Genomic DNA, 11,488 nt, shown 5'->3' with positions numbered 1-11,488 from the left:
CGTGCGTGGAACTTCTTTGTCTTTAGGGTATTATAATGACAAAGAAAAAACCAAACAAGCTTTTATACAAAATCCTTTGCATGATAATTATTTAGATTTACTCTATAAAACAGGAGATATTGTTTCTTATAATGAATTTGGAGAGCTTTTGTGCTATGGAAGAGCAGATAATCAGATCAAATATATGGGACATAGGATAGAGCTTGGAGAAATAGAAAGCGTGATAAATTCTCATGCAAGTGTAAAAAACAGCGCTTGTATTTTTAAAGAAGATATTATTTGTTTTTATGAAAGCAAAGAAGAGCTTGATTTTAAATCTTTTTTAAAAGATAAATTACCTTCTTATATGATCCCAAAAAATTTTATTAAAATTAACAAATTTAAGCTTAATCAAAATGGTAAAATTGATAGGAAAGTTTTAAAAGAACTTGTTTAAATAAATATTTTATAATTTCAAAAAACCAAAGGAGAAAATATGCAAGAAATCAAACAATTTTTTATCAATATAGAAAGAACAGATATCAATGAAAGTATGGAAAATCTAGTAAGTGAAGATTTTATCGATAGTATCGATATCATGGCTTTGGTTGCTGAAATAGAAAAATTTTATAAAAAACCCTTAAAAGCAGAATTTATCACACCTGAAAATTTTGAAAGCTTTGAAAATATCAAAAAAATGCTTGAAATTGCAATGAAAGACTAATCTTTCCTTGCAAGTTCGAGTTGTTCTTTTAAAGAACTGATGATTTCATTTTTAGAAACAATAATTTGCGCTATAAAATCCGCCACATCATCCCAGTCTTTGCTTAGTGTATGAGTTAAAGTATAATTTTGTTCATATTCTTCCCAACTTACAGGAGTAAAAAGAGAATTTTTATGTGGAAAATACTTTTTTCTCACCCACTCAAGTGAAGGAGCAAAATAATCCACATAAGCCTTAGCAATATCTTTTTGCACAGCAAATTTTAATCTTTTTTCTTTACTGCCTTCAAATTTTCTTCTTGCCATAAAAAGCAAAGAATTAAGATTATCCTGCTTTAAATCTTTTTGGTTTAATCTTGACATAAGCTCCATTCCTAAAAGATTAAAACTTTCATTTTTGGTTTGTTTTAAAATAAAACTCTCATCCCATTCAAGTCCTAAATGATAAACAAAATCCTTAAGTAAAGTCCCTCCTATATAATCCTCTCTTAGAAGTCTTACTATCAAATTTTCTTCTCCAAATACCTCAGCATGAGTTTTACAAATCCATTCATAGTCAAAAATATATTTTCTAGGATGATCTTGTGGGGCAAAATCAGCAGAATAATACCCCATATTGTTTTTATGATCTTGAGAACAATGCGAGTTTAAATAACCCAAAGTATCCCTAAAATATACAATAATATAAATTTGAGTAAAACCTAACTCTCTCATAATCTTTTCTAAAATTTCTACATGTTTTTTGGTAGAAAAATCCCAAACTATACCCTCAGCTGAAAAAATAAATTTTTTATCTTTATGTAAAGCACTTTCACTTTTAAAATTTTCTATAGTTCTAAGAAGTCTTTCATTTGTGATATGACTTAAAACACTTTTCTCTTTTAAAATATTTTCCTTTTGAACCAACTCTAAAACCATATCCACCAAAGCCCAGTGTCTATTTGCCACTCTAAGACTTTTTGGGTAAATATAACCTTTTTGCAAAAGCTTTTCTTCATTTTGCATCAAAAAACCTTGTTTTTCTTGATTTCCTGTATTGGTAGTTCCTATATGTAAATATGCTGTCATTTTATATATCCTTTGTCTTTATTTTAGTTTATTATCTCTAATTCAAATTTATCTCCCACATCTTTAAAAGTAAAAATTTTATCTCCACAAGGATAAGAGATGGAATTTTCTTGCATAAAAGATTTTCTTCCTTGCAATTTTTCAAGCATTAAAGGAAGTTCTTTTCTAAATAAAGCTCTATCAGTCATTCTAAGCCCATGTTCTAAACTTTTTATAAATCTACCATCTACATCACTTTCATCTTTTATCAAATGTAAAGTAGCATCATATCCTAACTCTTGATAACACTTATAAAGCTCTATTTTGTTTTGCACTGGCGCACCTATATCTTGCAAACTATGATAACTCGAAAAAACGATATCACTATCAATATTTGCTTGAATTTTAAGATGATTTGAATTTAAAATTGTTCTGATTAAATAATTTTCATCCCCAAAATAATAAAAAGAATTTATATTCCTAGTCCAATATTTATACACAAAGCAATAAAGCCTATGACCACTTTCTTCGAAATAAAATTCACATTGATTCATTTCTCTTCCTAAAATGCACGCCAAAAATGGCAAGCAAACACCCGAATTATCAATCACGCCATCCACATACCAAGGAGCTATTTTTGCTATGAGTAAAGATAGGTATCCTCCATAAGACCCCCCCCCATAAATTTTTGGTAAATCTGCAAATTTTGGAAAGCGTTTAACTAAATCTTTTAAAGCATTAATATGATCAATAGCTGCCATAATGCCATAGTTTTGATAGTCTCCATTAGGCGGGGCAAAATCGCAAAAAGTTCTATTTTTTGGCTTTCATCAACTAAACCTGCTTGTTTAATCTCTCCAGCTCTTTGCTCTATAAAAGGAATAATTTGTTCAAAATTATCTTCATTAGCCAACAAATGCCCTAAATTAATATTTTTTAAAATACCATTGATACGCTCTAAATCATCTTGATTAGGAATAAGCTTTGGATTATACTTTTGATCAATACTTTTTCTTGCGCAAAAACAATGATAAAAAACATGCACTGCTACAACATCAAAATTTTTAGCAATATAATTTCTATAAGAGTCTAAAAAATATATATTTGCATTGGCTCCATAACCTCCTATTATAAAAACTATAGCTTTAATCTCTTTTTCATCATCATAACTGATGCGGTATTCAAGTTTGCTAGTTCTTTTTATATTTAATTCTACATCATCACAAGAATCGATTTCAAAGGTTTGGTTTATGAGCAATTTTAAGCCTTTTATTTTATTTTAAAGACAATTATACTTAAATTTTAGTAAAATAAAACACAAAAAACAAGGCTTAACTATGAAAAATCTTTGTATCATCCCTGCTCGTGGTGGATCAAAAAGAATTCCTAGAAAAAATATCATTGATTTTCTAGGTAAACCTTTAATCGCTTATAGCATAGAAAATGCTTTAAATTCAGGTATTTTTGATGAAGTGGTGCTTTCAAGCGATGATGAAGAAATCATAGAAGCAGCCCTAAAATACGGCGCAAAAGCTCCATTTGTGCGTGATAAAAATTTAAGCGATGATTATGCTTCAAGCACTGCTGTAGTACAAAATGCCATAGAAATTTTACAAAGCCAAAATCAAATTTATGATCATGTCTGTTGCCTTTATGCTACTGCTCCTTTGTTAAACAAAGACATTTTAAAACAAGCCTATGAAAAATTTATCCAAAATCAAAGCAAGTTTTTATTTGCTGCTACTGAGTTTGAGCATCCTATACAAAGGGCTTTTTATTTAAATAAAAACAATCAAGTTTATATGTTTGATGAAAAACACTATAAAAGTCGTTCACAAGACTTAACAAAAGCTTATCATGATGCAGGAGCTTTTTATTTTGGTACAAGTAAAGCTTGGCTTGAGGAAGATTTTATGTTTAAACCTCATTCTAGTGTATTCGTATTACCAAGAAATTTAGTTTGCGATATAGACACCATGCAAGATTTAGAATTTGCAAAAATGCTTTATAAGGTAAATCATGAAAGTTCTTATTAGAAGTGATAGCTCCAGTCAAATAGGCTTTGGACACATTAAACGCGATCTAGTCTTAGCTAAACAATACGATGATGTAAGTTTTGCTTGTTTGCCTTTAGAAGGCTCTTTGATCGATGAAATTCCTTATCCTGTTTATGAGCTTAGTAGCGAAAGTATCTACGAGCTTATCAATCTCATCAAAGAAAAAAAATTTAAACTTCTTATCATTGATCACTATGGCATCAGCGTAGATGATGAAAAACTAATCAAGCTTGAAACAGGGGTGAAAATTCTAAGCTTTGATGATGAGATAAAGCCTCATTATTGTGACATTTTACTCAATGTCAATGCTTACTCAAAAGCAAGTGATTATGAAGGTTTGGTGCCTTTTAAATGCGAAGTAAGATGTGGTTTTTCTTATGCCTTAATCAGAGAAGAATTTTACCAAGAAGCTAAAGAAAATAGAGAAAAAAAATATGATTTTTTCATTTGCATGGGTGGAACTGATATAAAAAACCTTTCTATCAGTCTTGCTTCTGATTTACCTAGGAATAAAAAAATTGCTATCGCCACAAGCTCGTCAAATCCCAATCTTGCAAAACTTGAAAAATTTATAAAAGATCATGAAAATATCAAACTTTTTATAGATGAAAATCTAGCAAAGCTTATGAATGAAAGCAATAAACTCATCATCAGTGCAAGTTCTTTAATCAATGAAGCCTTACTTTTAAAAGCAAATTTTAAAGCCATCTGTGTTGCTAAAAATCAAGAAAAACTAGCCAATTGGCTAGCTCAAAAAGGCTATGAAGTGGAGTATAGGCATTGATAAAACTTAAAAATTTCACAGAACTCAATTCTCAAGAAATAGAGCTGATTTTTAAATGGCGTAATCACCCAGACATCAGTCAATTTATGAAAACAAAATATATTGATTTTGAAGAACATTTAAGATTTATAAAAAGCTTATATCAAGATTCTAGTAAAAAATATTTTTTAGTTTTTCAAGATGAACAGATTATTGGTGTGATTGATTTTGTCAATATCACAACTAAATCTTGCGAATTCGGACTTTATGCAAAACCTGATTTAAAAGGCGTAGGACAAATTTTAATAAATGAAATCATAAAATACGCTTTTGAAATTTTAAAGATAAAAACCCTAAAAGCTTACGTTTTTAAGCAAAATAAAAGGGCTTTAAACTTATATTTAAAAAATAATTTTTATATTTATGATGAAGGTGAAGAGATGTTTTATTTAGAACTTAGGGGGGGGGTAGAGCTTAATCTTTACGCTAAAATTCTTATTTTCAAAAGACTTGTAGCATGAAAATAATCATCGCAAGCTTAAAAACTTGGAATTTTAAAAATTATAAAAAACTTAAAAGTCAATTTCCATATATAAAATTTTACCTAATCACCAAAAAAGAAGATTTAAATTTAAACTATATACAAAAAATCAATCCAAAATATATATTTTTTCCACATTGGTCTTTCATCATTCCTGATGAAATTTATCAAAATTATAAATGTATAGTTTTTCACATGAGTGATTTACCTTTTGGTAGAGGTGGCTCTCCTTTGCAAAATTTAATTTTACAAAATATTAAAAAAACAAAAATTTCTGCTTTAAGAGTCTGTAAAGATTTAGATGCAGGTGATATTTATCTTAAATGTAAATTAGATATTTCCAAACATAGCGCTCAAAAAATTTATCAAAAAGCTTCAAAAATTATTTTTTTCAAAATGATTCCTTATATTTTAAAAAACAATCCAAAACCCATTCCTCAAAATGGAAAGCCAATATTTTTTAAAAGAAGAACCCCTAATCAAAGCTGTTTAAATTCTTTGGAAAATCCAAATTTAGAAAAAATATTTGATTTTATAAGAATGCTTGATGCGCCAAGTTATCCTAAAGCTTTTTTAGAGCTTAAAAATTTAAAGATTGAATTTAAAAAAGTTAAAAATAAAAAAAATCACCTCAAAGGAGAATTTAAAATTTATGAAAAAAATCCTAATCATAGCCGCACACCCCGATGATGAAGTCTTGGGCTGTTTTGGAACAGTTTCAAAATTTATTAAAGAAGGTCATGAAGCTTATGCTTTGATACTTGGAGAAGGCAAAACAAGTCGCGTTGCCGATAAAAATGAAATCGAACATAAAGAATTTGAAATTTTAGAAAACGAAGCTTTAAAAGCCAATCAAAGCATAGGTATTAAAGAGCTTTTTAGGGAAAAATTTCCCGATAATCGTTTTGATAGTGTGCCCTTACTTGATATCATTAAAAGCATAGAAAAAATCAAAAATATACTTAAACCTGATATTATCTTTACCCATTATGCTAAAGATTTAAATATCGATCATCAAATTACTTTCAAGGCTGTTTTAACCGCAACTCGTCCTTTAGCTAATGAAAGCGTAAAAGAAATTTATAGTTTTGAAGTACTTTCATCTACAGAATGGAATTATCCTACAAGTTTTAGTCCTAATGTATTTTTTGACATTAGTGATACTTTAGAAGATAAAATCAAAGCCATGTCTTATTATCAATCAGAACTTTGCAAATTTCCACATCCAAGAAGCTTAGAGGGTATCAAACTTCAAGCACAATATCAGGGTTTAAGAGTGGGTTTAAAAAATGCTGAAGCTTTTAAGCTAATTAGAACTATAAAATGATTATTTACAAAGATTTTATCACACTAAATCTAGATGAACTAAAGCTTATTTGGCAATGGCGTAATGATGAAAACATTGGTCAATTCATGTTAAATAAATCAATCAAATTCGAAGAACATCTAAATTTTATAAAACAGTTAAAAACAAGTAGAAGTAAAAAATATTTTTTACTTTTTAAAGAAAATCAAGCCTTTGGTGTAATTTATTTTAATAACATCACAAATCAAACTTGTGAATTTGGGCTTTATGCAAAACCTGATTTAAAAGGCGTAGGACAAATTTTAATGAATGAAATCAAAAAATACGCCTTTGAAATTTTAAAGATAAAAACCCTAAAAGCTTGTGTTTTTAAAGATAATGAAAAGGCTTTAAAACTTTATAAGAATAATAATTTTATCATCACAAGAGAAGATGGAGATTTTTTTTATATTGTATTAGATAATCCTAACTGCAAAACCTTGCTTAGCTAATTCTTCTTTTACATCTTTAGGGGTGTACTTAGAAAAATGAAAAATATAAGCCCCTGCTAAAGCATCAGCACCCAAGTTTAAAGCCTTAACTCCATCACTTGGATTACTCAGTCCTCCATTGATAATAAGAGGAATTTTAAGTTTATTTTGAAAGATCTTTAAAAGTTCTAAATCATAACCCTTTGCTTTTCCCTCAAAATCCACAGAAGTTAAAAGAAGCTCTCCAGCACCTTTTTTTTCATATTCTAAAGCAAGTTCTAAAGGATTTTTTTCAAGTAAATTTCCCCTATCATAAACACAAAGTTGTTCTCCTTTTCTTTTAACATCTATAGAACAAACTATACATTGAGAACCAAAACGATTTGCTGCTTTACTTATAAAATCCATATCTTCTAAAGCTTTAGAATTGATAGAAATTTTATCCGCACCTAAATTTAAAATCTTTTGTATATCTTCAAGAGTTTTTATCCCGCCGCCTATAGTTAAAGGCATAAAACATTCTTTAGCAAGATCTTCTATGCTTTCAAAGTCTATCTCACCACTTTTTGAAGCATCTATATCTAAGATAATAAGTTCATCAACATTACGTGCATTATAAATTCGCATCGTTGAAGTTAAATGTCCTATAGTACGAAAATCTTTAAATTCTATGCTTTTAACAAGTTGAAAATTTTTTAATAATACGCAAGGGATAATTCTAGTTTTTAACATTTAAAGCCTTGCAAAATTTTCTAAAAGTTTTAAGCCTAAACTTTGACTTTTTTCGGGGTGAAATTGCGTAGCGAAAATATGATCTTTTTGCAAAGATGCAACAAATCTATGCCCGTATTGTGCTTTAGCACTTACAAACTCATCTTTGCATTTCACATAAAAAGAATGCACAAAATAAAAATCGCTCTTATCTTCTATGCCTTGATACAAAGGCTCTTGTTTTAAAATTTCAAGTTCATTCCAACCCATATGTGGGATTTTTAAATTCAAATCCTCTTCAAATTTGACTACTTCACCTTCTATGAAACCAAGTCCTTCGCAAACCCCACCTTCATAGCCCCTTTCTAAAAAAAGCTGCATTCCCAAACAAATGCCTAAAATAGGTTTTTCTTGTACTAAAATTTGCTCTTTTAAAGCTTCTATAAAACCAAGTTCTTTTAAATTTTTCATCGCTTCTTTAAAAGATCCCACTCCAGGTAAAAGCAATTTATCTGCTTTTTGCAAATCTTTTGGATTTTTAGCTATGAAATTTGTAACTCCTATTTTTTCAAAAGCCTTAGCGACTGAGTTTAAATTTCCTGCTTTATAATCAATCAATGCTATCATTTTAAAATATACTCATCTTTTCTTACCAAAGAACCATCATAATCTCTTATAAATTTACCATTTTCATCACGTTTAAATATTTTTTTATTAGTAAAAGAATCCACAATTTTTTGAAATTCTTCTTCACTAAAACTACTAAATTCAAGATATTTTTTAATAGCCTTTGTTGGAACTCTGCCATCGTATTTATTGACTAATTTTACACCTTGCTCACGATCAATATAACCCAAGCGAATATCAATGCAAGCATTATCTGTTGCTCTACCAAAGCCATATTTACAGTATTTTAAATAATCATGCACATGATTAGAATAACAATCTAAATTTTCAAAATTTTCATAAGTGGTTTCTACGGGACGATCTGTAGTTAAAAATCCGTGCTCTTTAGATACTTTAAGATTTACCTTATAATCCCATTTAAAATAATACCCCAAAAAGAGCCCAGTCAAACCAACCTTTTGTATCTCTTCATCACTTGGATATGTATAAAAATAAAGATCTTTCTCGGTTAATCCTTGTACTCCGATCATATCTGAAACCCTATTTCCCAATAACCCCCCAAATTCCTCAAGCCAAGTTCTATCAAGCGTATTTCTTGTTTTGCTGCTTGCAGGGCCACCATACTCTATCTGCGGACTTTCACCCCAAATCATCAAAGGTATATTAAAATTTACAGCCGTTCTTACAACGGTTGTAAAAATTCCCAAATGATTTTGCCATTCAGTATCTCCTGTTCTTTGAAATCCTTCCCTTGCTAAAATTTTATATACCTTAGGATTTCTTTTAACATGAATTAAATCTACACCGAGTTTATTTAAATTTTCTAAATTTTTACGCCCTATTTTTGTAGGTACACTAGGTTCAAAACACACGCATAAAGGATTTAGCCCGAGCTCAAGCATTCTTATAGTTTGAAAATGAGAATCCTTGCCGCCACTTACCCCTATAACACAATCATATATGGGATGTTTTTTATATTTTTTTACAAGCTCTAAAAATTCTTTTTCTCTTGCTTTCCAATCAATTTCATAATTTTTACTTTCTTGAGAGCGACATGCATCACAAACCCCATCTTCATCAAAATGTAAATCAGGCTTAGTATCTGGCATCACGCATTTTTTACAAAATTTCATAAATTTCCTTATTAATTAGTCTTAAATATATATCGTTATAATTAAATTTTATTTTATAATTTTATATATTTATATTATATAAAAATTAAAAAATGAACAAATTCTATGATTTAAATCGATATAGCATTTTTTAAAGAAAACCAAGCAAAATCATAACAAAGTCGTAATATTTATATAATATAAATATATAAATTGAAGAAATATATAATATAATTATATATCATTTTTAGTCAGAAAATTTACTAAAGAAAGAAAAACATGCAAATAGGAAATTTTAACACCGATAAAAAAGTTTTTATCATAGCAGAACTTAGCGCCAATCACGCAGGAAGTCTTGAGATGGCACTTCAAAGTATAAAAGCTGCTAAAAAAGCAGGTGCTGATGCGATAAAAATCCAAACCTACACTCCAGATAGCCTCACGCTAAATAGCAACAAAGAAGATTTTATCATCAAGGGTGGGCTTTGGGATAAAAGAAAACTTTATGAGCTTTATGAAAGTGCAAAAACCCCTTATGAATGGCATTCTCAAATCTTTGAAACCGCACAAAATGAAGGCGTACTTTGTTTTTCAAGTCCTTTTGCCAAAGAAGATTTAGAATTTCTAAAACGCTTTGATCCTATAGCCTATAAAATCGCTTCTTTTGAAGCTAATGATGAAAATTTCGTACGTTTAATCGCCAAAGAAAAAAAACCTACTATCGTTTCAACGGGCATTGCTACAGAAGAAGAACTTTTTAGAATCTGTGAAATTTTTAAAGAAGAAAAAAATTCTGATCTCATCTTTTTAAAATGCACTTCAGCTTATCCTGCTGCCATAGAAGATATGAATTTAAAAGCTATAGTGAGTTTAAAAGAAAAATTTAATGTTGAAGTGGGACTAAGCGATCACAGCTTTGGTTTTTTAGCTCCTGTTATGGCAGTAACACTTGGAGCTAGAGTGATAGAAAAGCATTTTATGTTAGATAAAAATATAGAAAGTGAAGACAGTAAATTTAGTCTTGATTTTGATGAATTTAAAGCTATGGTAGATGCAGTTAGACAGGCTGAAAGTGCTTTAGGTGATGGTAAGTTAGATTTAGATGAAAAAGCGCTTAAAAACCGTGTTTTTGCAAGAAGCTTATATGCAAGTAAGGATATCAAAAAAGGTGAAATGTTCAGCGAAGAAAATGTAAAATCCGTGCGTCCTTCTTTTGGACTACATCCTAAATTTTATCAAGAACTTTTAGGAAAAAAAGCTAGTAAAGATATAGAATTTGGTGATGCTTTAAAACAAGGAGATTTCCAATGACCTTCACCCCTACCCAAAAAGAGCTCTTTAACAAAAATATTGAAGCTTTAGGTAATATTCTTTTAAAAGAAAGTTTAAAAGAAATCAAGTCTAGTAAATTTGAACTTATCTTAGGTAAAGATAATCTTGATATCAATCTAAAAGATACGAATGATAATACTTTTCTTTATGGAAATGTTATTGATGAATTAAACACTATGTTAAACACCTATAATGACAAATACCTACTTTATCCTGTATTGTATTTTTATGGTTTTGGAAATGGAATTTTATTTAAAGCTTTATTGCAAAATAAAAATCATCAGCATATTGTTGTTTTTGAAAAAGATATAGAAATCATTTGGGTGATGTTTCATATCTTAGATTTTTCAAATGAATTACAAAATTCAAGATTGATGATTTTGCAAACTAGTTCTTTAAATATAGAATTTTTTTCTGATTTTTGTTCTAACAAACCTTTCTTTCAATTTTCTAGAATTTATTTTTTAGAACTGATGAGTAATTATTATGAAAGATTTCATGAAGATGTTTTGGAGTTAAATAAAAAGCTAGTACAGTATTTTAAAGATTCTATTATTTCTCATGGTAATGATCCTCTTGATGCTCTTCAAGGCATAGAGCAATTTGTTTATAATCTTCCTCAAATGATCACTCATCCTAGTTATACAGAATTACTTTCTAAAAGAAAGAATTTAAGTGATACAGCTATCATTGTTTCTACAGGACCAAGTTTAACCAAACAATTACCTTTATTAAAGAAGTATGCTAATAAAGCTACAATTTTTTGTGCAGATTCTTCTTATCCTATTTTAGCTAAGCATGGCATAAAGCCTGATTATGT

Annotated in this window: 13 protein-coding genes and 2 pseudogenes; 10 read left to right on the top strand and 5 right to left on the bottom strand. The window is 29.1% G+C overall.

From position 1 onward, the window contains the following. Both AJN64_RS05195 and AJN64_RS05190 read left to right on the top strand, forming a co-directional pair. A pseudogene (locus tag AJN64_RS05195) lies at positions 1-436 on the top strand (AMP-binding protein); the annotation flags it as partial. A gap of 39 nt (positions 437-475) precedes the next feature. Beyond that, positions 476-703, top strand: a complete 228-nt coding sequence (locus AJN64_RS05190) for a hypothetical protein (RefSeq protein ID WP_002875378.1) — start codon at positions 476-478, stop codon at positions 701-703. On the opposite strand, the gene AJN64_RS05185 is transcribed toward AJN64_RS05190, so the two are convergent. After that, entirely contained in the window at positions 700-1,770 is a 1,071-nt protein-coding gene (locus AJN64_RS05185) for an acyl carrier protein (RefSeq protein WP_070292767.1), read from the bottom strand. The two genes, AJN64_RS05190 and AJN64_RS05185, sit on opposite strands and share 4 nt — an antisense overlap. A gap of 23 nt (positions 1,771-1,793) precedes the next feature. Continuing rightward, positions 1,794-3,007 (bottom strand): annotated as a pseudogene (locus AJN64_RS05180) (DUF2920 family protein). Between the two features lie 79 nt (positions 3,008-3,086). Between AJN64_RS05180 and pseF the strand changes: the two are divergent. From pseF to pseH (AJN64_RS05150), 6 genes are read left to right on the top strand one after another with little or no spacing between them, the layout of a single operon-like run. Continuing rightward, entirely contained in the window at positions 3,087-3,785 is a 699-nt protein-coding gene (gene pseF / locus AJN64_RS05175) for a pseudaminic acid cytidylyltransferase (protein WP_053872903.1), read from the top strand. Beyond that, on the top strand, positions 3,769-4,590 hold the full coding sequence (gene pseG / locus AJN64_RS05170) for a UDP-2,4-diacetamido-2,4,6-trideoxy-beta-L-altropyranose hydrolase (protein ID WP_053872902.1): 822 nt from the start codon (positions 3,769-3,771) through the stop codon (positions 4,588-4,590). Before pseF ends, pseG begins: the two co-directional genes overlap by 17 nt. Beyond that, on the top strand, positions 4,587-5,090 hold the full coding sequence (gene pseH, locus AJN64_RS05165; protein WP_070292766.1) for a UDP-4-amino-4,6-dideoxy-N-acetyl-beta-L-altrosamine N-acetyltransferase: 504 nt from the start codon (positions 4,587-4,589) through the stop codon (positions 5,088-5,090). The genes pseG and pseH (AJN64_RS05165) overlap by 4 nt, the downstream gene beginning before the upstream one ends. Next, positions 5,087-5,800 (top strand): formyltransferase family protein, encoded by a 714-nt coding sequence (locus tag AJN64_RS05160; protein ID WP_053872900.1) that lies wholly within the window; start codon positions 5,087-5,089, stop codon positions 5,798-5,800. The genes pseH (AJN64_RS05165) and AJN64_RS05160 overlap by 4 nt, the downstream gene beginning before the upstream one ends. Then, positions 5,763-6,437, top strand: coding sequence for a PIG-L deacetylase family protein (locus AJN64_RS05155; protein WP_053872899.1), 675 nt, complete (start codon positions 5,763-5,765; stop codon positions 6,435-6,437). The genes AJN64_RS05160 and AJN64_RS05155 overlap by 38 nt, the downstream gene beginning before the upstream one ends. Then, entirely contained in the window at positions 6,434-6,907 is a 474-nt protein-coding gene (gene pseH / locus AJN64_RS05150; protein ID WP_053872898.1) for a UDP-4-amino-4,6-dideoxy-N-acetyl-beta-L-altrosamine N-acetyltransferase, read from the top strand. The genes AJN64_RS05155 and pseH (AJN64_RS05150) overlap by 4 nt, the downstream gene beginning before the upstream one ends. Here pseH (AJN64_RS05150) and AJN64_RS05145 read toward each other — a convergent pair. Genes AJN64_RS05145 through AJN64_RS05135 form a run of 3 tightly spaced genes read right to left on the bottom strand, consistent with a single transcriptional unit; the run spans position 6,872 to position 9,357 of the window. Continuing rightward, entirely contained in the window at positions 6,872-7,618 is a 747-nt protein-coding gene (locus tag AJN64_RS05145) for a HisA/HisF-related TIM barrel protein (RefSeq protein ID WP_053872897.1), read from the bottom strand. The genes pseH (AJN64_RS05150) and AJN64_RS05145 overlap by 36 nt on opposite strands. Next, positions 7,619-8,224 carry an imidazole glycerol phosphate synthase subunit HisH gene (gene hisH, locus AJN64_RS05140; protein ID WP_053872896.1) on the bottom strand — a complete coding sequence of 202 codons (606 nt, stop codon included), beginning with the start codon at positions 8,222-8,224 and terminating at the stop codon, positions 7,619-7,621. Further along, positions 8,221-9,357 (bottom strand): N-acetyl sugar amidotransferase, encoded by a 1,137-nt coding sequence (locus AJN64_RS05135; RefSeq protein WP_053872895.1) that lies wholly within the window; start codon positions 9,355-9,357, stop codon positions 8,221-8,223. Before AJN64_RS05135 ends, hisH begins: the two co-directional genes overlap by 4 nt. Positions 9,358-9,615: 258 nt before the next feature. On the opposite strand from AJN64_RS05135, the gene pseI reads away from it, so the two are divergent. Together pseI and AJN64_RS05125 are read left to right on the top strand one after the other, a co-directional pair. Continuing rightward, positions 9,616-10,647 carry a pseudaminic acid synthase gene (gene pseI / locus AJN64_RS05130; protein WP_070292765.1) on the top strand — a complete coding sequence of 344 codons (1,032 nt, stop codon included), beginning with the start codon at positions 9,616-9,618 and terminating at the stop codon, positions 10,645-10,647. After that, positions 10,644-11,488 (top strand): motility associated factor glycosyltransferase family protein (locus tag AJN64_RS05125; protein ID WP_148122988.1); only part of this gene is annotated, 845 nt, incomplete at its 3' end. The genes pseI and AJN64_RS05125, both read left to right, overlap by 4 nt.

This window comes from Campylobacter sp. BCW_4332 (assembly GCF_001763175.1).
GTDB lineage: Bacteria > Campylobacterota > Campylobacteria > Campylobacterales > Campylobacteraceae > Campylobacter_D > Campylobacter_D jejuni.
This window is presented reverse-complemented; position numbering and strand designations above follow the sequence as displayed.